The organism is Asanoa hainanensis (assembly GCF_900188485.1).
GTDB lineage: Bacteria > Actinomycetota > Actinomycetes > Mycobacteriales > Micromonosporaceae > Asanoa > Asanoa hainanensis.
In genome coordinates this window covers 191,481-217,819 of the sequence record NZ_FZPH01000013.1, presented here as the reverse complement: position 1 = coordinate 217,819, position 26,339 = coordinate 191,481, and the positions used below count along the sequence as shown (strand labels likewise).

Sequence of the window (26,339 nt, the reverse complement as noted above, 5' to 3'; positions counted from 1 at the left end):
CCTCAACGACGTTGGGCGTACGCCTCCAGCCGGGCCACCTGCACCGGGTCGAGCGACGGGCGCACCCGCTGCCGGGCGGCGGCGACGTGCTTCGCGGTGACCGACGTCGCCTCCAGTGACTCGCGGATCGCCACCAGGGCCGCCTCGCGGACCAGCGCGGAGCAGTCGGCCGCGGAGAAGCCGTCCAGCTCGCGGCCGAGCGTGACCAGGTCGACCTCGGGGTCCAGCGGCACGCCCTTGGCCGCCGCCTTCAGGATCTCGGCGCGAGCGGCGGCGTCCGGCGGCGGCACGAACACCAGCCGCTCCAGCCGGCCCGGTCGCAGCAGGGCCGGGTCGATCAGGTCCGGGCGGTTCGTCGCCCCGATCACCACGACGTCCCGCAGCGTCTCTATCCCGTCGAGCTCGGTGAGCAGCGCCGCGACGACCCGGTCGGTGGTGCCGCCGTCGGTGGACTGGCCGCGCATCGGCGCGAGCGCGTCGACCTCGTCCAGGAAGATCAGCGTCGGCGCCGCCTCGCGGGCGCGGCGGAACAGCTCGCGGACGGCGCGCTCGCTCTCGCCGACCCACTTGTTGAGCAGTTCGGCGCCCTTCACCGACAGCACGTTGGCCTTGCCGCTTCCGGCCAGCGCGGTGACCAGGAACGTCTTGCCGCAGCCGGGCGGACCGTAGAGCAGCACGCCGCGCGGCGGGCGCACCCCGAGGCGGGCGAAGGTGTCCGGGTACGTCAAAGGCCACAGCACCGACTCGGTCAGCACCTCCTTGACCTCGACCAGGTCGCCGACGTCGTCCAGGGTCAGGCCCGAAAGCTCCAGTGTGGACGATGCCATGGAGGTCGGCCGGACCACCTCCAGCGCCGCGGCGAAGTCCTCCGCCGCGATCAGCGGGGTCTCCGCCGTGCGTTGCCGCAACGCCGCGCGGACGCCGGCCTCGCGGACCAGCGCGGCCAGGTCGGCGGCGACGAACCCGGGCGTACGCGCGGCGACGTCGTCGAGCTGCACGTCGCCGGCTAGCGGCGTCGACCGGGTGAGCACGGCGAGCTGCTCGCGGCGCATCGCCTGGTCGGGCAGCGGCACCGAGATCTCCAGCGAGAGCAGGTCGGGCGCGCGCAGCGCGGGGTCGATCTCCTCCGGCCGGCTGCTCGTGCAGACCACCGCCGCGCCGGCCGCGACCAGGTCGCCGAGCACCCGCCGGAAGACGGTGGCCAGCGGGCCGGGGTTCTCGCGCGGGGCGAGGGCCTCGACGTCGGTGACCAGCACGACGGTCGGCGGGTCGGTGGTGCGCTCGGCGGCCACCGCGCGCAGCCGGGCCGCGGCCGAATCCGGCGTCAGCGCCGCTATCTCCGGTGCCCAGACGGTCAGCAGGCGGGCGCCGACGGCGGCCGAGACGGCCCGCACCAGGTCGGACTTGCCCGAGCCGGCCGCACCGGTAACCAGCACGCCGAGCGAGACCGAGGTGGCCAGCCGGGTGAGCACGTCGCGGTGGTGGAAGCCCAGGTCGAGGAGCTCGGTCAGTTGGTGCGCCTGGTTGCGCAGGCCGGGCAGGTCGTCGACGCTGGGCGCGTTCTCGTCGACCACGGAGCCCTCGACCACGTCGCCGTCGATGACGGCGTGGCCGTCCTGGGCGTCGGAGCCGGCTTCGCCGGCGCTCGCCGGCCCGCCGGGGCCGGCGCCGGTCGACCCGGCTGCTCCGCCCGGGCTAGCAGCTCCGCCCGCTCCGGCGGCTCCGGCCGCTCCGCCCGGGCCGACGCGGCCCGCCGTCGTGCGTACCCCCGATGCCTGGGTGATCTGGCCGCTCTCCCAGCCGACCACCGTGTCCATCGTGACCAGCGCGGCCTCGCTCGGGGCCACGTCCGCGACGGTGAGCAACGTGCTGGTCCAGGCGTAGCCGACCCGGTTCGCGAGGCTCTGCCGGGCCGCGGCGACCAGGGACCGGGCCGCCTCGTCGGGCACCACGTCCTGGGGCAGCAGCGAGACGTCGTCGCCCGTCGAGATGACCTTGCCCAGCAGGGCGAGCCGGAGCATCTCGGGCGACACCACGGCGACCACGCCCGGCGCGCCGCGCAGCGTGGCCCGGCGGGCGGCGACCACCGGTGCCGGTGCGACGGTGACCTGGGCGCCGTCGCGTACGCCTAGGTTGCCCAGCATCAGGTCGTCGGCGTGCAGCAGGCCGCGGCCGTCGGACGGCTCGCCCGGCGCGACGATGCCGGCGGTCGTGCGCCGGCCGGTGAGCCGCACCGGGTCGCCGGGGCGCAGGCCGAGCGCGCTGAGCACGTCGGGGTGCAGCCGGACGATGCCGCGGCGGGCGTCGAGCGCCGCCGGGCGCAGGCTCACGGTCAGGACAAGGTCACGGTCGGCCACCCCGCCGAGACTAATCCGGATCGGGCCCCAGCAACGTGTGGTCCTGCCGGATCAGCTCGGCGAGCTGGGCGGCCGCGTCCTTGACCGGCCCTGGCGAGATCGCCACCGCGTCGTTGACCCAGCCCACCATGAACGCCGTGCTGTCGCCGGCCGACTCGACGGACACCGTGACCGTGGTGTCCGGATGGTGCGCGACCACCCGCCGGACCGCCTGGGCGAGCTCGACCGCGACGGACGTCCGCTTTCGGGTGTCCGCCTCCGCCTTGAGCCGTTCCAGTTCCTCCCGCCGCGCCATGCGGTCAAGTGCCTCGCCGAACGCATCCCTCATCGGACCGACCTCCGTCCCCGTGCCCCGCCCTACGACCCACCGCGCTCCCGCAGGGCCCGATCCAACGCCCGGTCAAGGAGCACGAGCAGGGCGTCGCGGACCGACAGGCGTTGCCGCGCGTCGAAGCGGACCACCGGCACGTGGTCGCCGACCGCCAGCGCCCACCGCACGGCGTTGAGGTCGTGGGTGAGTTGCCCGTCGAACGCGTTCACGGCCACCACGAACGGCAAATCAGCCCGTTCGAAGTAGTCGATGGCGAAATGACACTCGTCCAAGCGGGCGCTGTCAACCACTACCAGGGCACCAAGTGCACCGCGGGTCAGGTCGTCCCACATGAACCCGAAGCGGGACTGCCCGGGCGTACCGAACAGATAGAGCTTGAGACTCCCGTCGATGGTGACGCTGCCGAAGTCCATCGCGACCGTGGTGGTCGTCTTGGTCGAGTCCGGGTGCAGGTCGTCGACGCCGATCGAGGCGGTGGTCATCTCCGCCTCGGTGGTCAGCGGGGCGATCTCGGAGATCGCGCCGACCGTGGTGGTCTTGCCGACCCCGAAGCCGCCGGCGATGACGATTTTGACGGGAATCGGCGCGCGACGGCGTTTCACCGGCGGACCGACCACGCGCGCGTCGACGCTCGGCGGCGGCGTGGCGCCGATGTGGTGCCAGCCCACGTTGGGCGCGTACGCCGACTGCTGCTCCCGATGCCGCCCACCGGACTCCGGCCCCAGGCCGCCGACCGGTGGGCGGTCGGTGGTCAACGGCCACTCAGGAGATCGCACGTAGTCCACGGATCACCCGCCGAATCGTCTCGGGGTCGCGCGGATCAGCGACCTCAAAGGTGTGTACGTCCAGATGGCCGGTCGCCCGAAGGTCCCCGACCAGCACCCGGGTCACCCCGAGGTGCATGCGCAGCGTGGCCGAGATCTCGGCCACCGACATCGGTGCGGCGCAGAGCGCCACGATCGCGTGCAGTTCGCGGGCGCTGCTCGGCAGGTGGGTGCGCGGGGGTCCGTCGTGGACGGTCACCTGCGTCTCCATGCCGATCGCCGGGTCGACACCGATGACCCGGCCGGAGGTCAGCACGAACGGGCGCAGGGCGCCGGACGGGTCGCCGTCGGGAGGCGCGCCGCTGGCCTCTCCGCCGGGGAACCCCGCCTGCAGGTACGGGCGTACGCCCGCAGCCGGCTCGGGGTCTTGCGCCGCGGTCATGACTGCACGGAGTTCTTCAGCTCGGCGATCAGGCGGGGGGTGAGCGCGCCGCCGGCGCGGCTCGCGAACAGGGTCATCTCGTAGGCCAGGGTGCCCAGGTTCGCCGACCGGTCGGCGATCACCCCGAGCACCGAGCCGCTGCTGATCGAGGTGATCAGCAGGTAGCCGTCGGCCATGTCGACGATGACCCGGTTGAGGCCGCCGAGGGTGTACCAGTTGGCGGCGCCGCCGGCCAGGCTGGTCATGCCGGAGACGATCGCCGCCAGCCGCTCGGCGTTGGCCCGGTCCTTGATCGCTGACATCGCCATCAGCAGTCCGTCGCTGGACACGGCGATGGCTTCCAGGACACCGGCGGTGCCCGAGGTGAACGAGTCGAGCAGCCAGTTGAAGGTCTGCGCCTCCTGGCTGAGCTGGCCGTTGGACACGTCCGCATCCGGTCGTTCGATGCTGTCGTGGATGTACGGGCTCGTCATCGTGATTCCTCTTCGTCGCCAGGGCCGGCACTGATCTGACGCATCGCGCGTGCCACACCGGATTCGAACTGCTGGACCAGGTCGCGGGCCGCGATCGGGTCCGGCGGCTGGTCAGACGCCGGACGCTCGCTCGGCGGCGCCTGGTCGTCGAGCGTGGCGCCGGGTTGGCGCCGGTTGAGCGGCCGGCCCGATGGGGCCGCCTCGCCCTTGGTGCTGGCCGCTGTCCCGTTGGTCGCGGCTTTCGCGGAACCGTTGGTCGAACCGTTCACGGGTACGGGTCGCGCGCCCGGCACGGCACCGCCGCGGACCTGCCGCTCGGCGTACCGCACCCCGGCCTCGAACTCCTCGACCAGGGCGCGAGCGGCGGCCGGGTCGGCCGGCGACGGCGGTGCGGAGGTCGGTGCCGGCTCGGGGTCGCCGCTGGGCAGCCGCGCGCCGGGCACCCGACGGCGCAGCACGGCCTGGGTCTCCTCGTCGGAGAGCTCCGGAGCCGGCTTGCCGGCGGCCTTGGCCGGTTTGGCAGGCGTGGCCGGTGGTGTCGGCTTGGCGGGCTTGCTCACCTGGGCCCGGCCGGGAGCCGGTCGCTCCGGTGCGGCCGCGGGCGGCCGCTCGGCCCCGGTGGGCTTGGCGGGCGCCGCCGGGCGCTGGTTGGCCGGCGGCTTCTGGTCGGGCTCGACCTCGCCGGCCACGCGCGGCTGGGGCACGAACGCGTTCCACGGCTGCCCGTTGGCGAGCATCCGACTGGCCCGGTTGAGCGCACCCTCGTCGAACCCCGGGACGTTGCCGGTCGGCGCGCCGGGCCGGCGCATCGGCCGTGGCTCCTCCGCCGCCTGGTCGCCCTCCTTGGCCGCGGGTGCCTGCGTCGGCGGTTCGGTCTTGCCGGGCACCCGCTGGCGGATCGGCCACTCGGGTGCGGCCGCCACCGGCGGTGGCAGCGCCGCGTCGGACGCCTCCGCCGGCTCGGGCGCCGGCGGCGCCGAGGTTGGTTGCGGATCCGCGGCACCGGCCGGTGCGGGTGCCGGCCCGGTGGCCGGTGCCGCGGACGATCCACCGCTCCCGACGCCGGCGCGGCGCTCGGGCCGGAACGGGTCGTAGACCGGCGCGGACGAGCCGTCGCCACCGACCACCGGCGGCGTGGGCCGCTGGTCCTCGAGTGCGGCCGGTGGCGCCGGGTCGGGCGCGCTGCCCACCCGCGCCCGGGCGACCGCCGAGACCGGCGGCGGCTCGGTCTTGGTGACCAGGTCGCGCTCGTGCACCTCGAGCTCGGCGGTGACGCCGCCGCCCGGTGTCGGGGTCAGCGTGACCCGCATGCCGTGGCGGCGGGCCAGCCGGCCGACGACGAACAGCCCGAGCACCTCGGTCGGCACCAGGTCGAGCCGTTCGCGGCGGGCCAGCCGGGCGTTTTCCTCGGCCATCCGCTCCGGCGTCATGCCCAGGCCGTGGTCGACCACGAGCAGCCGGATGCCGGGGTCGCTGACCACGCCGGTGACGGTGACCCGGGTGTGCGGCGGCGAGAAGGTGGTCGCGTTCTCCATCAGCTCGGCCAGCACCAGCACCAGGTCGCCGATCATCGACGGCGCGATGCTGATCTCGGTCGGCACCTTGATGTCGACCCGGAGGTATTCCTCGATCTCGCCGAGCGCGAGCCGGATGACGTCGGTGAGCGGCAGCGGCGCGACGTGGCTGTCGGCGCCGGCCGAGCCGGAGAGCACCACGAGGCTGCTGGCACTGCGCCGCAGCCGGCTGGAGATGTGGTCGAGCCGGTAGAGGTGCTGCAGCCGGCCCGGGTCGGCCTCCTGCCGCTCCAGCCGGTCGATCAGCGCGAGCTGGCGGCCGACCAGGTTCTGCGTGCGGCGCCCGACGTGGCCGAACATCTGCGCGACGTTGCGCCGGCCGGCCACCTGGCGCTCGACCAGCCGGGCGGCGGTCGCCTGGACCCGCTCGAAGGCCCGGGCCAGGTCGCCGACCTCGTCGCGGGCCCGCACGTCGACGGCTTCCAGCCGGACGGGCACCGACGAGTCCAACTCGCCGTCGGCCACCTTGGTGAGCTCGGCCTCGGCGACCTTGGCGACGCCGTCGGCCGACTCGGTGAGCCGCGTCAGCGGCCGGGCGACGGCGCGCGCCACGGCGACGCTCAACAGCACGACGCAGAGCAGGAGGAGCAGGCAGGCCAGGGCGACGCCGTACGCCTCGGTCAGGGCTCGCCGTTGCCGCTCGCCGACCTCCACCTTGACGTCGGCGATGATCCGCTTCTCGACGAACCCGCCGAGCGTCATCAGCGACTCGGCCATCGGGAAGAGCTGCGGGAGGGCGATGTTGTTCAGCGCGCCCAGCGGGTCGGCGGCGAACCGGCCGAGGAAGTTGCCGGTGGGGCTGCGCGCGTCGACGCCCTGCTGCACCAGGTCGTACACGCCGTTCTGCTCGGGTGTCGCGTACGAGCGGAACCGGTCGCTGTCCTGCAGCAGGATCGCCATCGTCGCCGTGGTCAGGTCCTTGGGCGCCTTGTCGCCCACGGCGGCCAGCAGCACGATCTGCGCCGCGACCAGGCTGATGCCCTCGTCGGAGCGGAGCACCGAGTCCAGCGCCATGATCTGCCGGCCCGCAGGGGCGGTCGTGTCGGCGGTGTTGCGCAGGCCCAGCGAGTCGATCAGCCGGGTGACCTCGCCACCGAACGTCGCCATGACCACGTTCGGGCGGGCCGCGCCGCTCAGGACGGAGGCACGCACGGTGGCCAGCGCGGGCAGCGCGTCGAGCGCCAACCGGAGGTTGACCGGTAGGTCCGGCTGGGCGCGCAGGTCGGCGATGGCGTCGGTGACCAGGGCGCTCTGCAGCACCAGCCGGTCGCGGCCGACCACGCCGAAGTAGTGGCCGATCGAGAGCAGCCGCTCCTGTTGCAACTGCTGCACGAGCGAGCCGACCTCGCCGGCGATGTCGACCGCGCGGGCGGTCTTGTCGGCCTGCTCGGCGATCTCGACCCGGTCGCTGACCACCGGCACGGCCAGCGCGACGATGCCGAGCAGCGGGGCGATGAGCAGGAGCGCGAGCTTCCCGCGGATGCGTAACCTACCGAGCAGCACCGGACCGCTCCCACTGTGTCTGGTTCCCCTGCGCGGCGCCCTGGTAGGGCGCACCGGTGATCGGTGCGACCGTCGGCCACGACACGGGCTCGTCGGGCGGCAACGCGCCCGGGCCACCCTCGGGGAACGGGCCGGACGGGCGGGCCTTTCTGGGCCGCCCGCCGAGGAAGAAGGCGAGGAAGAAGCCGACGGCGATCAGCACCGCCGCGGCGGCTGCGCAGACGGCCAGCAGCCGGTTCTGGTCGATCTCGTCGGCGCGGGTGTTGAGCAGCCGCTCGACCTCGTTGAGGATCGTGCTGGACAGCTCGCCGGCCGCCGCCTGGAGCTCGCCGCGCGCGACGCCGAGGATCGACTCGTCGCTGCCGGTCGCCGGTGCGTTGCTGGGGGCCGCGCCGACCTGGGCGAAGATCGCGGCCATCGTGTCCGCCGAGCGCTGGAAGCGGTCGAGGCGGCTGAGCAGGTTGCTGCCCAGCGTGCGGCTCTCGGTGCTGTCGACGGCGGCCCGCAGGTCGTTGACCAGCGTGGTCGCGGCCTGCTGGAGCAGCACCCCCTCGGCGGTGAGCTGCGTGAGGAGCTTCGCCTGCTGCTGTGCTGTCACCGCTGGCGGAGTCTGCGCCGGCGGCGCGGCCTTGGCGAGCGTCGCGATGTCGGTCAGCCGGCCCGCCGCGATGACGGCGATCGGAAGCTCGTTCGCGGCACTGTTCTGGAGGTGGAACGCGTCGCCGTCGGGGTCGTGCACCAGACCGGACTCGTCGCGGATCTTGGCGTACAGGGCCAGCAGCAGGTCGCCCACCTCGCGGTAGTCGGCCAACGCCTGCTGCCGGTCGGCGGTGGCGGGCGTGTCGCGGAGGGTCTCCATGCGGCTGCGGATCTCGGTCCACCGCTGGGTGGTGCGCAGGGTCGCGCCGAGCTTCGCGTCGGTGGCGTCGGCCTGCTGGATGGCGACGACGATGGCGTCGCGCGGCGCCGGCCGGCCGGACACGGCCGCGGACTGCGCGTCGGCCACCGCGAACACGACCTGCTGCAGGCTGCGCAGGTACTCGACGCCGTCGAGCTCGCGCTCGGTCGCCCTGGCCCGGTCGCCCTCGGTGCGCCAGGTCTGTGCGAACAGCAGCGCGGTCGGCACCAGCAGCGCTACCACCAGGATGGACAGCAGCACGGACAGCGCTCCCGTACGGGCCCGGGAACGCGGTGCGGAACGTGTCATCGGCAACCCCTCCACGAAGTGGTGGCACGGGCGAAAACATCTGCCCCGGCCGTCCCGTCCACCGGACGGAGAAACTAGTGGAGGGGCACCCATGCCGGCCCAAACCGAACAGCCATATCTTCTTCATCCGTCGGTTTCTATGGCCGTCAGTGATGGATCAAGATGCGAATCTTCACGCTGTGTAACTTGCTGTCGGTTCATTGCCCGCTCGGTGTGATTCGTCGGATTTCGCGGGATAAGCATGCGTCCCACCGACCGGCGGCCATTGACACTCAGAGAACGCTCAGGGCGTACGCCGTACCTTTGGCGGCATGTCGCCACCCCTGTCCCGTGTCCTCCGCCGCCGTGTCCTGGCGGCGGGTGCGGCCGTGCTCGTTCTCGCCGGCGCCGTGACCTGGGCGGTCTGGCCGGACGACCCGGACTACCGCACGCAGGACGCCCGGATCATCGTCCGTTCGGGCCCCGGTGGCGACGAGCCCGTTGACCTGGACACCCGGCTGTTCCTGCCGGACGGGGCGTCGGCCACGGACAAGGTGCCCGCGGTGCTGCTCGCCCACGGCTTCGGCGGCACCAAGGAGAGCACCTACGCCGACGCGGAGGACCTGGCCGGCATCGGCTACGCGGTGCTGACCTGGACCGCCCGGGGCTTCGGCCGCAGCGGCGGGCAGATCCACCTCGACGACCCCGACTACGAGGTACGCGACGCGCAGCGCCTGGTCGACTGGCTCGCCGCCCGCCCGGAGATCCGCACCGACGCACCCGGCGACCCGCGGGTGGGCGTGGTCGGCAGCTCGTACGGCGGCGGCCTGGCCCTCCTGCTGGCCGGCCAGGACCCGCGGATCGACGCCGCCGTGCCGATGGCCACCTGGAACGACCTGGCCGGCGCCTTCCTGCCGGAGTCGACGGGCCAGGGCCCGGTCGAGGGCGTCTTCAAGAAGACCTGGGCCGGGCTGTTCTTCGGCAACGGCGCGGGCAGCGGCCTCGGCGCGCTGGGCGAGCTGCCGACCGGCGTCGCGGCGGCCGGGGTGACGGCCGGCGCCGACCCGTCCTGCGGCCGGTTCGCCGCCGACGTCTGCGCCGCCTACCAGCGGATCGCCACGACCGGCCGGGCCGACCAGGCCGCCGTCGACCTGCTGCGCCGTTCCAGCCCGGCCGCTGTGCTCGACAAGATCAAGGCGCCCACCCTGCTCGTGCAGGGCACCGCCGACACGCTCTTCCCGCTCTCCGAAGCGGACGCCAACGCGCGGGGCATCGCCGCGAACGGCACCCCGGTGCGGGTCGCCTGGTTCACCGGCGGCCACGACGGCGGCGACGGCCCGCAGTCCGACCGCGACCGGGTCAAGTTCCTGATGGCGCAGTGGCTGGACCACTACGTCAAGGGCACCGGCGATACCCCGGCCACCAGCTTCACCTGGTCGCGGATCACCGGCTTCAACGCGCTCGACCGGGGCGTGGTGACCAGCGGTTACTCCGACCCGGCGTACCCGGGGCTCGCCGGCACCTCGAGCGAGGCCGTGACCGTCTCTGGGCCGGCGCAGCCGGTGGCCAACCCGCCCTCCGGCAACCCGGCGGCGATCTCGTCGCTGCCCGGCACCGGCGGCGGGCTCTCCTCGTTCGTCAACGGGATCGTCACCGACCTGCCCGGCCAGCACGCCCGGTTCACGTCGGAGCCCCTCGACCGGCCGTTCGACATCGTCGGAGCGCCGACCGTACGGATCCGGGCCGCGTCGCCGACCGGTGAGGCCGTGCTGTTCGTCAAGCTCTACGACGTCGACCCGAAGGGCGTGGCGACGCTGTCCAGTGGGCTGGTCGCGCCCGTCCGGCTGACCGGACTGCCGGCGGACATCGGGCAGGCCCAGCCGGTCCAGGTGACGCTGCCGGCCATCGTGCACCGGGTCGAGGCCGGGCACACGCTGCGGATCGCCGTCGCGACCGCGGACCAGGCGTTCGCCACGCCGAACCAGCCGGCCGTCTACACGGTGGCGGTGCCCGACGACGCCACCGCGGTCACCCTGCCGACCGTGACCGGCGAGCCGATCGCCAGCCCGCAGGTCATCTGGCGGTACGTGCTGGTCGGCCTGCTCGCCGCGATCGCCATCGGGCTCGCGGTGGTCGTCCTGGTGGTGCGCCGGCGGCGCAGCCGGCACGACACCTCGGTGCATCCCGAGTACGCCGACGTGCCGCTGCGGGTCGACGGGCTGCGCAAGGAGTACGGCGACTTCGTCGCGGTCGACCGGGTCGACTTCGAGGTGAAGCGTGGCCAGGTGGTCGGCCTGCTCGGCCCCAACGGCGCCGGCAAGACGACGACGCTGCGGGTGCTGATGGGCCTGACCAACCCGACCGCAGGCCAGATCCACGTGTTCGGGCACCAGCTCGTGCCGGGCTCGCCGGTGCTGTCCCGGATCGGCGCGCTGGTCGAAGGCCCCGGCTTCCTGCCGCACCTGAGCGGCCTGGCCAACCTGAAGGCGTACTGGGCCGCGACCGGCCGCCCGGAGGCCGAGGCGGAGCTCGACCGGGCGCTGGAGATCGCCGGCCTCGGTGCGTCGGTGCACCGCCGGGTGAAGACCTACAGCCACGGCATGCGGCAGCGGCTGGCCATCGCCCAGGCCATGCTGGGCCTGCCCGATCTGCTGGTGCTCGACGAGCCGACGGACGGGCTCGACCCGCCCCAGATCGCCGAGATGCGCCGGGTGCTCAAGCGCTACGCCACCGACGGGCGGGCGGTGCTGGTCTCCAGCCACCTGCTGGCCGAGGTCGAGCAGACCTGCACGCACGTCGTCGTGGTCAACAAGGGCGCGATCGTGGCGTCGGGCCCGGTCGACGACATCGTCGGTGAGTCGCCGACGGTGCAGATCGAGGTCTCCGACGCGACCGCGGCGGCCGGCGTGCTCGGTCAGCTCGCCGGTGTCCGCTCGGTCTCGGTCGAGGGTGACTCGCGGCAGTTGGTGGTCGACACGAACGGCACGGCACGCAGCGAGGTCGTCGCCGAGCTCGTGCGGGCGGGCATCGGGGTGGAGCGGGTGGTGCCCCGGCGCCGCCTCGAGGACGCGTTTCTCGCCCTGGTGGGGGAGAGCTCTAGTGGAAGCGGAGACCGCTGATGACGGACCTTCAGGCGGGCGCGGCGGCCGGCTATCGGGCCGCCCGCACGCTACCGATCAGGGCCGAATGGCGGCGGCAGTGGTCGCGTGCGCGTACCCGCTGGGCCCTGGGTCTGATGGTCGCCCTGCCGTTGATCATTTTGATCGCCTTCCAGTTCGACAACGGGGGCGACGACGACAACGGCGGCGGCGAGTTCGGCAGCCTGATCGACCTGGCCACCTCGGGCGGCCTCAACTTCACCCTGTTCTGCCTGTACGTGTCGGCCACCTTCCTGCTGGTCGTCGCGGTGGCCCTGTTCTGCGGCGACACGGTGGCCAGCGAGGCGCAGTGGGGCAGCCTGCGCTACCTGCTGGCGGTCCCGGTGCCGCGGGCCCGCCTGGTGGCCGTCAAGCTGGTCGTCGCGCTCGGCTACTCGGGGCTGGCGTTGCTCACCCTGGCGGGCACGGCACTGGCCGTCGGCACCGCCCGGTACGGCTGGGAGCCGCTGCGCAGCACGGTCGCCAACGAGATCGCGCCGGGCGCCGGCCTGGTCCGGCTGCTGGCCATCCTCGGCTACCTGGCGGTCGTGCTGCTCGTGGTGGCCGGGCTGGCCTTCCTGCTGTCGGTGTCGACGGACGCACCCCTGGGCGCGGTCGGCGGCGCGGTGCTGCTGTGGATCCTGTCGAGCATCCTCGACCAGATCAGCGCGCTGGGCGCAGTGCGCAACCTGTTGCCGACCCACTACAGCACGGCGTGGCTCGGGCTGCTCTCCACCCCGACGCAGTTCGACGACGTCGTCAAGGGCGCGATATCGGCCGTGGTCTACGCGACGCTGTTCTGGTCGCTGGCCTTCTGGCGCTTCACCCGCAAGGACGTGACCAGTTGATCGCCTGAGGTCTGGTTCACAAGCTGAGAAGGGACAGGACCTTTCCGCGGTCTAGGCCTTACCCTGGTACGCACAACTGAATACCTCATCCAGAGGGGCTGAGGGATACGGCCCGAAGACGCCCCGGCAACCACCGCCGTCGACTCATCGCTGAGTCGCGGTGCGCAGGTGCCAATTCCGTCCCCGTCGCACGGTGCGGCGTGGGGAAGATGAGAGGACCTCCCTCATGACGTCGACCATCGACGAAACCGCCTCCTCCGTCGCAGACTCGCCGGCCCGCGCCCTCGTCTGTCGCGGCTGCGGAGCCGAGTTCCCGCTGGCCGCCCAGCACGCCTGTTACCAGTGTTTCGGGCCGCTGGAGGTGGCCTACGACCCCGCCGCGCTGGCCCGGGTGACGCGCGCCCAGATCGCCGCCGGCCCCCAGAACATCTGGCGCTACGCGCCGCTGCTGCCCGTCGGGCAGGACCCGTCGAGCCGGGTCACCCTCGACCCCGGTCTCACCCCGCTCGTCTCGGCCTCCGCGCTGGGTGCCGAGCTCGGGTTCACCGCGCCGCTCTGGGTCAAGGACGACAGCGCCAACCCGACCCACTCGTTCAAGGACCGGGTCGTCTCGGTCGCGCTGACCGCGGCCCGCGGGCTCGGTTTCACCCGCTTCGCCTGCGCCTCGACCGGCAACCTGGCCAACTCGGTGGCCGCGCACGCGGCCCGGGCCGGTGTTCCGTCGATCGTCTTCATCCCGGGCGACCTGGAGCAGGGCAAGATCATCACGACCGCGGTGTACGGGGGTGACCTCGTCGCCATCGACGGCTCGTACGACGACGTCAACCGGCTCTGCAGCGAGCTCGTGGAGACCGACGAGTTCGAGGACACCGCGTTCGTCAACGTCAACGTGCGGCCGTTCTACGCGGAGGGCTCCAAGACCCTCGGCTACGAGGTGGCGGAGCAGCTCGGCTGGCGGATCCCTTCTCAGGTCGTCATCCCGATGGCCAGCGGCGAGCTGTTGACCAAGATCGACAAGGCGTTCACCGAGCTCGTGGAGATCGGCCTGGTCGAGGCGCCGGCCGGCGGCTGGCGGGTGTTCGGCGCGCAGTCGGCGGGCTGCAACCCGATCGCCACCGCGCTGCACAACGACACCGACGAGATCGTCCCGGTGCGACCGACCGGCATCGCCAAGTCGCTCAACATCGGCGACCCGGCGGCGGGCCTCTACGCGCTCGAGGCGGTCAAGCGCACCGGCGGCTGGATGGACTACGCCACCGACGACGAGATCCGCGACGCGATCCAGTTGCTCGCGCGTACCACCGGAGTGTTCGCGGAAACCGCCGGTGGAGTGACCACCGCCGTGTTGCGCAAGCTGGTCGCGTCGGGGCGGTTGGACCCGTCGTTGGAGACCGTCGTCTTCAACACCGGCGAAGGGCTCAAGACGATCGACGCCGTGGCCGAGCAGGTGGGGCCGACCTACCGCGTCAAGCCGTCGCTTCGGGCAGCTCGCGAAGCCGGTTTGCTGGGCTGACGGAGGCCCGTTATCCAGGATGGACTCATACGTTCGGGTGATGCAACAATCGCACCCCGTAGCGGTGATTTTGCCGTCCGTCGAGAAAACATGTCTACAGGGACTTGACGACCATGATGGGTATCTCGCAGGATGCTCCGTGCGGGAGGGCGAGCCGCCGTAGACTTTTGAAGTTCTAGCGACCCAGCGCCGGAGGCGTTGTGCGACCGCCCTTCCGACCAAACGTTGTCGAAGGCCCCGTCCGGCGGACGGGGCCTTCGCCGTTCCTGGCCTCCATGATAGTTACGTGCTTGAATGTCTTGGGAGCTCCGGGCCGTCACTCATCTCATCGTGACGGGAGAACACCATGCACCGCTTCGGCGCGTTCCTGGCCGCCGTGCTCGCTGCCCTGCTCGCTGCCTTCATCGGCGTCGCTTTCGCGGCGCCGGCCAACTCCGTCGCCGCCGCACCCGTGCGGGTCATGCCGCTCGGCGACTCGATCACCGGTTCGCCCGGTTGCTGGCGATCCCTGCTCTGGAACAGGCTCCAGAGCACCGGCTACACCAACGTCGACTTCGTCGGCACGCTTCCGCCGCAGGGTTGCGGCCAGGCGCACGACGGCGACAACGAAGGACACGGTGGCTTCCTGGCCACCAACGTCGCCAACCAGAACCAGTTGGTCGGTTGGCTCGCCGCCACCCGGCCGGACGTCGTGCTCATGCACTTCGGCACCAACGACGTGTGGAGCAACATCCCACCGGCCACGATCCTGGCCGCGTACGGCACGCTCGTCGACCAGATGCGCGCCAGCAACCCGGCGATGCGGGTGCTGGTCGCGAAGATCATTCCGATGGCGCCCAGCAGTTGCGGCGATTGCGGTTCTCGCGTCGTCGCGCTGAACAACGCCATTCCCGCGTGGGCTGCCGGCAAGACGACCGCGGCCAGCCCGATCGTGGTGGTCGACCAGTGGACCAGCTTCAACACCTCGTCCGACACGTACGACGGGGTCCATCCCAACGCGTCCGGCGACCAGAAGATGTCGGATCGGTGGTATCCGGCGCTGGCCGCCGTGCTCTCGGGCGGCGTGCCGACGCCGTCTCCCACCGCTTCGCCAACCGCTTCGCCCACTGCTTCGCCGACGCCGCCGGCCAATGGTGGTGGCTGCGTGGCGACCTATCGGGTCGTCGGCCAGTGGAACGGCGGGTTCCAGGGCGAGGTGACCGTCCGAAATGCCGGGTCCGCGGCGTTCGGCTCGTGGACCGCGCGGTGGACGTTCGCCGGCCAGCAGATCACGCAGGTCTGGAACGCCGCCACGACCCAGTCCGGGTCCGCGGTCACCGCGCGCAACGTGTCCTACAACGGATCCCTCGCTCCGGGTGCGACGGCCACGTTCGGTTTCCTGGGCAGTTGGACGGGCTCCAACCCGGCGCCGGCGGTGACCTGCACCGGCGCGTAAATCGCTCGCGTGCCCGTCCAGGGTTGGGCACCCTGGCGGGCATGAGCATCGAGGTAGCCCCGCTCGGGCCCGACGACGGCCGGCACGCGCTCGAGATCCGGTCGCTGAGCATGGCCGCCGACGTGCCCGACTTCCCGCCGCCCTGCGAGAAGGGCTTCTTCGCGGGTCTGGTCGACCCGTGGCCCGGCATCCACCTGGTCCGGGCGCTGGCGCGGCTCGACGGCGAGCCGGCCGGCTACCTCGAGCTGCGGCTGCCCTACCTGGACAACACCGGCACGGCCGACCTGACCCTCGACGTGACGCCGGCGGCGCGCCGGCGCGGGGTCGGCCGCGCCCTGCTCGCCCATGCCGAAGAGGTTTCCCGCGCCGACGGCCGCAAGCACCTGATCGGTGAGTCCGTCTTCGCCCTGCCCGGCGGCCCCGCCCGCCCGTCCGACGGCCACGCGTTCGCCCGCGCGCGCGGAGCCGATCTCGCCCTGACCGACGTCCGGCGCCGGCTCGACGTCTCGTCGCTCGACCACGCCGCGCTCGACGCGCTGGTCGACACGTCGTGGCCGCACGCATCGGGCTACAGCCTGGTGCGGTGGAGCGGTACCACGCCGGAGGAGCACGCCGCCGACCAGGCCTACCTCGAGGGCCGGCTGATGTCCGACGCGCCGACCGGCGACCTGGCGGTCGAAGGGATGAAGATCGACACCGCGCGGCTTCGCGAGTTCGAAGCGGCCCGCGAGCGCCGGGGTCGCCGGACCTACACCACCGCGGCCCGGCACGACGCCAGCGGCAAGCTGGTCGCGATCACCGCGATCGAGCTCAACGACGCGCCCGACTGGCACGCGTTCCAACAGATCACCCTGGTCGACTCCGACCATCGCGGCCACCGCCTGGGCGCCCTGGTCAAGGTCGAGAACCTACGCGCGGTGCTGGCCGCCGAGCCGGCCCTGCGCGCGATCGACACGTGGAACGCTTCGGTCAACGCGCACATGGTCGCCATCAACGAGGCGATCGGCTTCCGCCCGGTCGACGAGTGGCACAGCTGGCAGATCGCTCTGTAGGGCCGGTCCCGCCGATCATCGCGGTCTGCGCCGGGCCCAGCCGAGCACCTGGCGGCCAACCTCGCCGCTGGGGGCTCCGCCGCCTGGCGGCGTCCCGGGATCACCGGGATACGACGCCGGTATCCCGGCCGGGCACTGGCGGTGACGCTGGCTCGGCTACGTTGAGCGACAGGACAGGCCCTGTTTCGTATCTGCGGCTGCTCCTGGGGGCGCACCTCGACCTGGTCGCCGTCCCGCTCGGAGCCGGGCTGCGGCGGGCCCAGGCGCCGCCTGGCCGCACGGCGCCTTTGCCCGGATACCGGTGTGGTCTCCGGGTGACGGCGCCGCACACCCTGACGACACCTGGACTCCGCCTCGCCGCGACCCCAGATACGAAACACTGCCTAACCGGTTCTGCCCGCACCCGGCGCCGGTTCACGAGGCAAGATGGCGGGTATGACGGAGACCCCGCACAGCTGGTTCGCCAACCACGCCGCGACCCTCGAGCGTGCCACCGAAGCGATCAAGGACCGTGGTTACTGGTCGGCCTACCCCGAGTCGCCCAGCCCCCGCGTCTACGGTGAGACCGCCGCGGCCGAGGGCGAGGCCGCGTTCCGTGGCTACCTCGACGCGAAGTTCCCGCTCGACCAGCCCGGCATCACCGACTGGGTGGCCACCGAGCGCAGCCCCTTCGGCGTGCCGCTGCTCGTGTCGTACCCGCACGTCGACCCGGCCACGCTGATCGCCTCCGCGACCGCGGCGCTGCCCGCGTGGCGCGACGCCGGCCCGCAGACCCGCGCCGGCGTCTGCATGGAGATCCTGGCCCGGCTGCACGCCCACATCTTCGAGTTGGCCAACGCGGTGCAGTTCACCAGCGGCCAGGCGTTCGTGATGGCGTTCCAGGCCGGTGGCGCCCACGCGCTCGACCGGGCGCTGGAGGCGGTGGCGTACGCGTACGCGGAGATGACCCGCCACCCCGCCACCGCGGGCTGGGAGAAGCCGGCCGGCAAGGGCGACCCGCTGCGGATGACCAAGACCTTCCACGTCGTACCCCGCGGTGTGGCCTTGGTGATCGGCTGCAACACGTTCCCGACCTGGAACTCGTACCCGGGACTGTTCGCGAGCCTGGTCACCGGCAACCCGGTGGTCATCAAGCCGCACCCGGGCGCCGTGCTGCCGCTGGCGATCACCGTGCGCTACGCGCGGGCCGCGCTGGAGGAGGCCGGCTTCGACCCCAACCTGGTGCAGCTGGCCGCCGAGGCGCCCGGCGAGGGCCTGGCCAAGACCCTCGCCCTGGACCCGGCCGTACGCATCATCGACTTCACCGGATCGACCGAGTTCGGTGACTGGCTGGAGGCCAACGCCCGCCAGGCCGCCGTTTACACCGAGAAGGCCGGCGTCAACACGATCGTCGTCGACTCGACCGACGACTTCGCGGGCATGTGCCGCAACATCGGCTTCTCGCTCACCCTCTACAGCGGCCAGATGTGCACGACGCCGCAGAACATCCTGGTGCCTGCGGGCGGCATCGAAACGGACCAGGGCCACAAGTCGTTCGACGAGGTCGCGGCCGGCATCGCCGCCACGGTGGCCAAGCTGACCGGCGACCCGGCGCGCGCGGTCGAGCTGACCGGGGCGATCGTCAACGACGGTGTGCTGACCCGCCTGTCCGAGGTCGAGTCGGTCGGCGAGGCGGTCCTGCCGTCGTCGCCGGTCGCCCACCCAGCCTTCGCCGAGGCCACGGTACGCACGCCCACGGTCGTGAAACTGACGTCGGCGGACGCGGCTGTCTACGGCCGCGAGTGGTTCGGCCCGATCTCGTTCGTCATCGCCACCGACTCGACGGCGGCGAGCATCGACATCTTCCGGTCGACGGTGCTCGCCAAGGGCGCGCTGACGGCGGCGGTGTACTCAACGTCGGAGCTGGTCCTGTCGGCGGTGGAGGACGCCTCCCTGGACGCGGGAGTCCACCTCTCCTGCAACCTGACGGGCGGAGTGTTCGTCAACCAGTCGGCGGCGTTCTCGGACTTCCACGCGACGGGCGCCAACCCGGCGGCGAACGCCGCGTTGACCGACGGCGCGTACGTCAGCAACCGCTTCCGCGTAGTCCAGTCCCGCCGCCACACGACGGCCTGACCGGAGCCGCTGTCCGACCCGCCAGGCGCGACCCACCCGCGCCTGGCGGCCGGAACAGACCGGATGCGGCCGAACGTGGCCAGGCCCGGCGGATAGCGGTCGCGCCGGCCGCCCTGGCCCAACGTGTCCGTCCGTGGTCGGGCGTAGCCCGACGTGGTCCAACGCGTGGCCGGGTGTGCGCGCCGGACCGGGCCGCTGTCGTTCGGCGACCCCGTTGGCCGGCGTTCACCTTCTCCGTGGTTAGTGAGCGCTCACCCTCCCTGCGGTTAGTGGGCGCTTACCCACCTTGTGGTTGGCGGGCGCTCACCCTCCCTGCGGTTAGTGGGCGCTTACCCACCTTGTGGTTGGCGGGCGCTCACCCTCCCTGCGGTTAGTGAGCGCTTACCCACCCTGCGGTTAGTAAGCGCTCACTCAGGCCGCGGCGTGGATCGTCATGCGACCCGGGTGCGTGCAGCGTGGCGGCTGGGCTCGGTGGCGGTTATCCGTCCGGTCGTAGGCGGGTGAGCGTTTGCGGTGTGAGCCATTCGCCGAGGGTTTCCAGGGCCGATAGCACCGTGGTCAGGTCGGTGGGGGTGTGTTGGCCCAGGGCGGCGGCTACCGCCTCGTCGACCGTGGTGGTCGCGACCGTGCGCCGGCGGGCCGTCAGGTCCGGGTTGCGGGCCAGCAACTGGCGGCGGCGGTCGCGCGGGTCGGGCTCCGAGATCACCGAGCCGACGGAGCGGAGCCGGGCCACCGAGCCCGAGACGGCGCTTTGGGGGAGGCCGGTGCGGCGGGCTACCTCGCCGACGGTCGTGCCTGGGTTTTCGAAGATGTCGCTCATCACGATGACCACCGTGCGCTCGCCGCCCAGCGGGGTGCCGTCCTCCGGCGCGGGCAGGGCCTGCTCGCCGATCTTCATCAGCGTCCGGCCCAACAGGATGATCTCGACGGGCGTCATGTTCGCCAGATTACATCACTCTTGATACATCAGAAATGATGCTTTAGCGTCTGGGTCCATGAACAACTACGTAGCTGTCGACGGTGCTCGCCTCTGGTTTCAGGTCGCCGGCTCCGGCCCGGTCCTGCTCGTCTCGCAGAGCGGCGAGGGCGACGCCGATCGCACGGTCGACCTCGTCGGCTACCTGAGCGACCGGTTCACGGTCGTCACCTACGACCGCCGCGGGCTCTCCCGGAGCACCGCCGACGACCGCACGGCCGCGGTTTCCATCCGCCAGCACGCCGAAGACGCGGCGGCGGTCCTTCGGCAGGTGACCGACGAGCCCGCAGACATGCTCGGCCTGAGCCTCGGCGCCGTCATCGGTCTGCACCTGCTGAGCGCGTACCCCCGGAGCCTTCGCCGCCTGATCGCCCACGAGCCGATCGCCCTGCCCTTCCTCGCGCCGGCCGATGCCGACGTGGCGAGGGCGAAGCTGGCCGGTGTGCGGCGCGTACACCAGGCCGAGGGTTGGCGCGCCGCCGCCGCGGAGGTGGCGGCGGTGCTCGGCATCGACCCCCGCGACCAGCCCACCGAGCCGGGCATCACGGCGTTCCCGTTCACGGAGCAGCGCGCCGCCAACTTCGAGTACTTCCTCACCAACGACCTCGACGCGGCCCTCACGGACACCCTGTCGCTCACTGAGGTCCCCCGCGACGGCCGGATCATCCCGGCGGTGGGCGCGACCAGCCCTGAGGACGGCTTCGACTACCTGGCCGCACTGGCACTGGCCGACCACCTCGGCGCGCCGGCGGAGCGCTTCCCGGGCGGCCACAACGGCAACCTGACCCACCCGAGCGCGTTCGCCGCACAGATCCGAGCGTTGCTGTCGGGGGTGCCAGGTGTGGCAGCCCGGGCTGCCAGGTCGGCTGGCTGACGCGACCCGAGCGGCCCGCCGCGCCTGTCGGCGCCCTCTTGGCCTGGCCGTCAGGCGCGGCGGCGCATCTGGAGCTCCGTCATCGCGGCCGTGGTCGGGTGGGGGAGCCGTACCCCGGTGTCGACAAAGCCGACCTGTTCGTACGCCCGGACCGCGCGGTCGTTGCCCACGACCACCTCGAGCATCAGGTCCGGCCGGCCCGCCGCGCGCGACCAGGCCGCCACCGCCTCGGTCAGGGCGCCGGTCAGGCCCTTCCCGCGCCACGCGGGGGTCACGTACACCGCGAAGATCACCGTCACCCCGGGCTCTTCCGGGATGACCGTGCCGCCCGCGTGGGCGATCGCTCGGCCGTCGGCCACCGCGATGAACTGGGCGATCCGGTCGCCGGCCGAGGTCTCCGCGATGCGGGCCTTGTACTCGGCGTGCGAGCGGGCCGCTGCCTGCGCCAGCGTCTCCAGGAACGCCAGCGGGGAGTCGGCGAGCATCTCCAGCCTGAGGGCCCGGGTGCGGGCCGCGTCCGCGGGGCGCACCCGGCGGACCTCGACCGCCGGCGGTAGCGTCGGTGAGGAGGTGGGCGCGGTCCGGGTCATGCTGGCATGCCTACCCGGCAACCGGCGCGAGAGGCAACGGAGCTCACGCGGCCACGTAGACCCACGCCTGGGCGCCCGACGCCAGCGGGCACAGCGCGCGCCGGTAGTCGGACACCTCGTAGCCGTCCGCCGCGACCAGCTCCTCGTCGGTGATCTCGAAGACCGTGCCTTCCACGCGATCAACCGGGTTGCCCGTCGGGCTGGCGACCGGGTGGTGGGCGGTGCCGCTCAGGGCGATCACGCCCGGCTCGGTGATCTCCAGGACGCCCATCGTGTAGCCGGGCAGCGCGTCCGAGCGGCCACCGAGCTCGCGGCCGAAGTTGGCGCGTTGGACGGCTGGGTCGCGGAGTGTGCCGTACGAGAAGAGCAGGGGCATGGCTCTGATCATGCCCGGCCCGGCGGGGTCACGCGGAGGGTGTCGCCAACGGGGTCGACGGCGCCAGGAGCTCGGCGCCGACCGCCGCGCACCGGGCGGCGCCGTACTCGAATCCCAGGGCGCTGCTATAGCGCAGCAGCACGCCGATCGCCCAATGGTCGGTCACCGCGAGGCAGGCCATGTGCCAAAGCCCGTCGTCGTCGCGGAGGAGCCAGCCGTTCTTGATCGCTACGGTGGCCGCTGCCGGTTCGGGCAATGCGCGACGGACGCCGAAATCGCCGGTTCCGCGTACGGCGCGCATCTCCGAAAGCAACCATTGCGTCCAACGCGGGCCCGCCGCACGGCCGTCGGCGATGCAGTCCGCCAGGCGCACCGTGTCGCGGGCCGAGACCACGGTGTTGCTCCAGTTGTACGCGTGCGGGGCGCTGTCGGTCAGGCCACACTTGTTGATCATTCGAAAGATCGAGTCTTGGCCGCCGACTAGGTCGTACATCGCGATCGCGGCGTCGTTGTCGCTGTCCCGGATCATGATGGTGAGCTGATGTAGCCGAAAATCCGAAGGCTGCTCGCCTTTATCTTCCGAAATTCTTAGGTAATCGGCGGCCAACCATGCCTTCACCATCGACATGGTGTCGCTGGGTTCGGCCATGTTCGACGAGCCGGTGATCCGTCCGCTCCGCCGGTCGAGCAACGCCCACGAGAGGAAGCCGTCGACCTGGGTGGTGACCGTTCCGACCCGCATCTCGGGGGTCCGGCCGCGGGCCACCGCGGGGCCCGGCCGTTTCGACGAAGCCGCCGTGACCTGCTCTTTCGGCACCACGTAGCGGATCGTGAGTACCGTGCCGGCGATGATCAGCAGGACGACGGCGACGGCTGGGAGCGTGTTCCGTGCACGGGACCGATGTCGCCCGGGCTGTGCGCCGTGTCTGCCTCGAAACACGTTCGGTTAACGAGCGAGGCGCCGGTATGGGCGCTCAGGGTGTCCATTTTGGGGTAGTGCACGGTCGTCACTCCTCGTGTACCTTACGATTTCGGCCGCAATGTTCGAGGGCTCACCAACGGCCTTGAATGGGCGGTCTTGGACCGGCAGGCGCATCAAAGGTTAGGAAGTGCACCGTGGCACAGGGCACCGTCAAGTGGTTCAACAGTGAAAAGGGCTACGGTTTCATCGCGGTCGATGGAGGTCAGGACGTCTTCGTCCACTTCTCCGCGATCCAGATGGACGGCTACAAGTCGCTAGACGACGGCCAGCGCGTCGAGTTCGAGGTCGCGCAGGGGCAGAAGGGCCCGCAGGCGGAGCAGGTCCGCCTAATTTGAAGCGAAGTCCAGCCGGGCACCGCACCCGGGTCCGCGACGACCTAGCGCCGATCCCATGAACGGGGTCGGCGCTTCTTTGGCTTTGTAGCCCGCCGAATTGCTGCATGATGCATTGGTCTTGCCATCTATTCGCGACTTTGCCCATTGCGGACAGGGGCACCTTTCAACAATTGACAGGTCACTAAACGCCCGGGTACGCGGTCCCCGCCAACAGCGCTCGGCCGGCGCTCGCCGGACGGCCGGCGCGGTGCCCCGCGAGGCCGACTTCGCTTGCACTCGCCTGGTCCGAGTGCTAAACAAGTCATTGGCACTCACCAACCGTGAGTGCCAATGGTCGGGGCGGTGGGGCCACCGTCGAGCCCTAAGGAGATGGGCTCGGCAGGGGCCGGTCGTCGCGGGCTTTCCGGCCCGGCCGGCGGACGTCACTGTCGCCAGGTAGTGACGTCCGAAGGTGCGTAAAGCAGGCGGTTCTCCGTGGCCGACCAGGCCGTGGCAACCGCGAGTGTCCAGGAGGACAACGCCGTATGGCCAAGATCATTGCGTTCGACGAGGAGGCGCGCCGCGGCCTCGAGCGGGGCATGAACACCCTCGCCGACGCCGTCAAGGTGACGCTGGGCCCCAAGGGCCGCAACGTCGTGCTCGAGAAGAAGTGGGGCGCGCCCACCATCACCAACGATGGTGTGAGCATCGCCAAGGAGATCGAGCTCGAGGACCCGTACGAGAAGATCGGGGCCGAGCTGGTCAAGGAGGTCGCCAAGAAGACCGACGACGTCGCCGGTGACGGCACGACGACGGCGACCGTCCTGGCCCAGGCGCTGGTCCGCGAGGGCCTGCGCAACGTCGCCGCCGGCGCCAACCCGATGGCCCTGAAGCGGGGCATCGAGGCGGCCGTCGCGCGCGTCGCGGAAGAGCTGGCCAAGATCGCCAAGGACGTCGAGACGAAGGAGCAGATCGCCTCCACCGCCTCGATCTCCGCCGGCGACAGCAGCGTTGGCGAGATCATCGCCGAGGCGATGGACAAGGTCGGCAAGGAAGGCGTCATCACCGTCGAGGAGAGCAACACCTTCGGCCTCGAGCTCGAGCTCACCGAGGGCATGCGCTTCGACAAGGGCTACATCGCGCCTTACTTCTGGACCGACCCGGAGCGTATGGAGGCCGTCCTCGACGACCCGTACATCCTGATCGTCAACAGCAAGATCTCGTCGGTCAAGGACCTGCTCCCGATCCTCGAGAAGGTCATGCAGGGCGGCAAGCCGCTGCTGGTCATCGCCGAGGACGTCGAGGGCGAGGCCCTGGCCACCCTGATCGTCAACAAGGTCCGTGGCACCTTCAAGTCCGTCGCCGTCAAGGCCCCGGGCTTCGGTGACCGCCGCAAGGCCATGCTGACCGACATCGCGATCCTCACCGGCGGCCAGGTCGTCAGCGAGGAGCTGGGCCTCAAGCTCGAGGCCGTCGGCCTCGACATGCTGGGCCACGCCCGCAAGGTCGTCGTGACCAAGGACGAGACCACCATCGTCGACGGTGGTGGCGACCAGGACCAGATCCAGGGTCGGGTCAACCAGATCCGCGCCGAGATCGACAAGAGCGACTCCGACTACGACCGCGAGAAGCTGCAGGAGCGCCTGGCCAAGCTGGCCGGCGGTGTTGCGGTCATCAAGGTCGGCGCGGCCACCGAGGTCGAGCTCAAGGAGCGCAAGCACCGCATCGAAGACGCGGTCCGCAACGCGAAGGCCGCCGTCGAAGAGGGCATCGTCCCCGGTGGTGGCGTCGCGCTGGTGCAGGCCGGCAAGACCGCCTTCGACAAGCTCGACCTGGTTGGCGACGAGGCGACCGGCGCGACGATCGTGAAGATCGCGCTCGACGCCCCGCTCCGCCAGATCGCCGTCAACGCCGGCCTCGAGGGTGGCGTCGTCGTGGAGAAGGTCCGCAACCTGGAGACCAACTTCGGCCTCAACGCCGCGACCGGTGACTACGTCGACCTGCTCAAGGCCGGCATCATCGACCCGGCCAAGGTGACCCGTTCGGCGCTGCAGAACGCGTCGTCGATCGCGGCCCTGTTCCTCACCACCGAGGCTGTGGTGGCGGACAAGCCGGAGAAGGACAAGGCCCCGGCTGCGCCGGGCGGCGGGGACATGGACTTCTAAGTCCCCCCACAGCAACAAACCAAAGGGCGGTCCGCGCGAGCGGGCCGCCCTTTCGGCTGTCCAGGTTCGCGCAGGCTTTGCTCTGCACCCATATACGCAACACCCCCGCTGACCTGCGGTGCGTATATGGGTGCAGAGCAAAGCCGCCGAAACAGCCGGCGCTAGCGGCGTTGGTTGCGGCGTTTGTCCGCTCGGCTTGTCGCGTTGCGGGGTGGCCCGGGAGCAGGAAGATCACCGGGCAGCGTCAGGTCTTCGTCTACGACGGGTGGCGGTTCGCCAGCCGTGGGTAGGTCACCAGAGGGTTCCGATGCCGTCGGCTCGTCCTCGAGGCTCATTCCGGCACGGTAGGGGCTCGGCGGCCGTCCCGCTGGGTTTCGCGACACAATGCACCGCGCGGGCTACACGCTCCTCCGGTACAGGAAGAAGACCCGCTCGATGCGGGCGCCCGAGTTGGTCGAGTAGAACGGCACCGGGCCGACCCAGCCGATCTGGGCCGACGACAGCCCCGCCGCGTGCTGTTCGCGCAGGCACCGCCGCAGCAGGACGCCCCCGACGCCCAGGCCGCGCGCCGCGGCGGCCGTGCCCATCGGGCCGAAGTACGACGGCCGCGACGAGCCCCAGCAGGCGAAGCCCAGCACCGCGCCGTCCCGCACCGCGTAGTGGATCCCCTCCGACGCCGCCACCTCGGCGCCCCAGCCGGGTCCGAACTCCGCGGCCGCGAACTCCGCCAGCCCCGGCACGTCGGCTGGCACCGCCCGGCGCACCGCCACCCCGGCCGAAGCCAGTCGCGCCTCCGCCTCCGTGGTCGGGGCCAGCGCGGGCGATCCCGGTGTCAGGTCCGCCGTCATGTTCCACGCGATGTCAGCCCGCGCGTACCCCGACGCCTCGGCCAGGCACACCGCCGCCGTGTAGCGCACGTCGATGCCCGGCCACGCGTACACCGGCGCGTTGCCGACCAGGGCGATCGAGGTGGCGCCGAACTCGGCGAGAGAAGCCTCCGCTCGAGCCAGCAGCGCCCGTCCGATGCCGTGTCGCCGATGCTCGGGATGCACCGCGATCAGGTCGACGTGCCCGACCGAGGGGTCGCCGTAGCCGGTCGAGCCGAGCACCACGCCGACGACGGCCGAGCCCAGCAGGGCGACCCAGCCGGTGATCCGGCGTTCACCGGCCGACCCCGGCACCGGGCCGGGTGAGCGCAGCCGGTCGACGATCTGGTCCGCCTCGATCGAGTCGGACGGCAGGTCCAGGGCCATCCGGCAGAGCGCGGCGACGTCGGCCTCGCGTTCGGGGGTCAGCTCGGCAAGCTCGTACGCATGATCCACGAGCCGGAGG

21 protein-coding genes and 1 riboswitch are annotated in these 26,339 nt (G+C 71.8%); of the genes, 9 read left to right on the top strand and 12 right to left on the bottom strand.

Annotation, left to right across the window (positions count from 1 at the left end; translation table 11 throughout):
* Positions 1–2: 2 nt before the first annotated feature.
* The 7 genes from CHC05_RS28385 to CHC05_RS28355 are packed head-to-tail and all read right to left on the bottom strand — an operon-like array spanning position 3 to position 8,651.
* Positions 3–2,357 carry an AAA family ATPase gene (locus CHC05_RS28385; RefSeq protein ID WP_089253634.1) on the bottom strand — a complete coding sequence of 785 codons (2,355 nt, stop codon included), beginning with the start codon at positions 2,355–2,357 and terminating at the stop codon, positions 3–5.
* Between the two features lie 10 nt (positions 2,358–2,367).
* Positions 2,368–2,685: a hypothetical protein gene (locus tag CHC05_RS28380; protein WP_089253633.1), complete on the bottom strand. Its 318-nt coding sequence runs from the start codon at positions 2,683–2,685 to the stop codon at positions 2,368–2,370.
* Positions 2,686–2,714: 29 nt separating this feature from the next.
* Entirely contained in the window at positions 2,715–3,473 is a 759-nt protein-coding gene (locus CHC05_RS28375; RefSeq protein WP_425426855.1) for a GTP-binding protein, read from the bottom strand.
* The gene (locus CHC05_RS28370; RefSeq protein ID WP_089253632.1) at positions 3,451–3,894 is read right to left on the bottom strand and encodes a DUF742 domain-containing protein; all 444 of its coding nucleotides are present in this window, start codon (positions 3,892–3,894) and stop codon (positions 3,451–3,453) included. Before CHC05_RS28370 ends, CHC05_RS28375 begins: the two co-directional genes overlap by 23 nt.
* Positions 3,891–4,367: a roadblock/LC7 domain-containing protein gene (locus CHC05_RS28365; protein ID WP_089253631.1), complete on the bottom strand. Its 477-nt coding sequence runs from the start codon at positions 4,365–4,367 to the stop codon at positions 3,891–3,893. The genes CHC05_RS28370 and CHC05_RS28365 overlap by 4 nt, the downstream gene beginning before the upstream one ends.
* Positions 4,364–7,444 (bottom strand): sensor histidine kinase, encoded by a 3,081-nt coding sequence (locus tag CHC05_RS28360; protein WP_089253630.1) that lies wholly within the window; start codon positions 7,442–7,444, stop codon positions 4,364–4,366. The genes CHC05_RS28365 and CHC05_RS28360 overlap by 4 nt, the downstream gene beginning before the upstream one ends.
* Complete coding sequence (locus CHC05_RS28355; protein ID WP_144022804.1) at positions 7,431–8,651, bottom strand: hypothetical protein; 1,221 nt, start codon at positions 8,649–8,651, stop codon at positions 7,431–7,433. Before CHC05_RS28355 ends, CHC05_RS28360 begins: the two co-directional genes overlap by 14 nt.
* A 311-nt stretch (positions 8,652–8,962) precedes the next feature.
* Here CHC05_RS28355 and CHC05_RS28350 point away from each other — a divergent pair, with 311 nt between their 5' ends.
* The 6 genes from CHC05_RS28350 to paaN all read left to right on the top strand — a co-directional run bounded on the left by CHC05_RS28350 (position 8,963) and on the right by paaN (position 18,730).
* A complete protein-coding gene (locus tag CHC05_RS28350; RefSeq protein WP_089253628.1) occupies positions 8,963–11,749 on the top strand; it encodes an alpha/beta fold hydrolase in 2,787 nt (928 codons plus the stop codon).
* Positions 11,749–12,615 (top strand): ABC transporter permease, encoded by an 867-nt coding sequence (locus tag CHC05_RS28345; protein WP_089253627.1) that lies wholly within the window; start codon positions 11,749–11,751, stop codon positions 12,613–12,615. The genes CHC05_RS28350 and CHC05_RS28345 overlap by 1 nt, the downstream gene beginning before the upstream one ends.
* An 82-nt stretch (positions 12,616–12,697) precedes the next feature.
* A riboswitch (SAM riboswitch) is annotated at positions 12,698–12,831 on the top strand.
* Positions 12,832–12,841: 10 nt separating this feature from the next.
* Positions 12,842–14,128, top strand: coding sequence for a threonine synthase (thrC, locus tag CHC05_RS28340; RefSeq protein WP_089253626.1), 1,287 nt, complete (start codon positions 12,842–12,844; stop codon positions 14,126–14,128).
* A 346-nt stretch (positions 14,129–14,474) separates the two neighbouring features.
* Positions 14,475–15,563, top strand: coding sequence for a cellulose binding domain-containing protein (locus tag CHC05_RS28335; protein WP_089253625.1), 1,089 nt, complete (start codon positions 14,475–14,477; stop codon positions 15,561–15,563).
* 41 nt (positions 15,564–15,604) lie between these two features.
* Positions 15,605–16,615, top strand: coding sequence for a GNAT family N-acetyltransferase (locus CHC05_RS28330; RefSeq protein ID WP_425426854.1), 1,011 nt, complete (start codon positions 15,605–15,607; stop codon positions 16,613–16,615).
* 435 nt (positions 16,616–17,050) lie between these two features.
* The gene (paaN, locus tag CHC05_RS28325) at positions 17,051–18,730 is read left to right on the top strand and encodes a phenylacetic acid degradation protein PaaN (protein WP_089253623.1); all 1,680 of its coding nucleotides are present in this window, start codon (positions 17,051–17,053) and stop codon (positions 18,728–18,730) included.
* A gap of 478 nt (positions 18,731–19,208) precedes the next feature.
* Here paaN and CHC05_RS28320 read toward each other — a convergent pair whose 3' ends face one another.
* Positions 19,209–19,667, bottom strand: a complete 459-nt coding sequence (locus CHC05_RS28320) for a MarR family winged helix-turn-helix transcriptional regulator (protein WP_179266415.1) — start codon at positions 19,665–19,667, stop codon at positions 19,209–19,211.
* A gap of 58 nt (positions 19,668–19,725) precedes the next feature.
* On the opposite strand from CHC05_RS28320, the gene CHC05_RS28315 reads away from it, so the two are divergent.
* Positions 19,726–20,580 carry an alpha/beta fold hydrolase gene (locus tag CHC05_RS28315; RefSeq protein ID WP_089253622.1) on the top strand — a complete coding sequence of 285 codons (855 nt, stop codon included), beginning with the start codon at positions 19,726–19,728 and terminating at the stop codon, positions 20,578–20,580.
* A gap of 50 nt (positions 20,581–20,630) precedes the next feature.
* On the opposite strand, the gene CHC05_RS28310 is transcribed toward CHC05_RS28315, so the two are convergent.
* Genes CHC05_RS28310 through CHC05_RS28300 form a run of 3 tightly spaced genes read right to left on the bottom strand, consistent with a single transcriptional unit; the run spans position 20,631 to position 22,288 of the window.
* Entirely contained in the window at positions 20,631–21,170 is a 540-nt protein-coding gene (locus tag CHC05_RS28310; protein ID WP_089253621.1) for a GNAT family N-acetyltransferase, read from the bottom strand.
* A 43-nt stretch (positions 21,171–21,213) separates the two neighbouring features.
* Positions 21,214–21,546 carry a gamma-glutamylcyclotransferase family protein gene (locus tag CHC05_RS28305; protein WP_218824705.1) on the bottom strand — a complete coding sequence of 111 codons (333 nt, stop codon included), beginning with the start codon at positions 21,544–21,546 and terminating at the stop codon, positions 21,214–21,216.
* Between the two features lie 28 nt (positions 21,547–21,574).
* The gene (locus tag CHC05_RS28300; RefSeq protein WP_144022803.1) at positions 21,575–22,288 is read right to left on the bottom strand and encodes a serine hydrolase; all 714 of its coding nucleotides are present in this window, start codon (positions 22,286–22,288) and stop codon (positions 21,575–21,577) included.
* A 374-nt stretch (positions 22,289–22,662) separates the two neighbouring features.
* Between CHC05_RS28300 and CHC05_RS28290 the strand changes: the two genes are divergently transcribed.
* Positions 22,663–22,863, top strand: a complete 201-nt coding sequence (locus tag CHC05_RS28290; protein ID WP_089253617.1) for a cold-shock protein — start codon at positions 22,663–22,665, stop codon at positions 22,861–22,863.
* A 524-nt stretch (positions 22,864–23,387) separates the two neighbouring features.
* On the top strand, positions 23,388–25,007 hold the full coding sequence (gene groL, locus CHC05_RS28285; protein WP_089253616.1) for a chaperonin GroEL: 1,620 nt from the start codon (positions 23,388–23,390) through the stop codon (positions 25,005–25,007).
* A 398-nt stretch (positions 25,008–25,405) separates the two neighbouring features.
* On the opposite strand, the gene CHC05_RS28280 is transcribed toward groL, so the two are convergent.
* Positions 25,406–26,329 carry a GNAT family N-acetyltransferase gene (locus tag CHC05_RS28280; protein WP_245871261.1) on the bottom strand — a complete coding sequence of 308 codons (924 nt, stop codon included), beginning with the start codon at positions 26,327–26,329 and terminating at the stop codon, positions 25,406–25,408.
* Positions 26,330–26,339 lie beyond the last annotated feature (10 nt).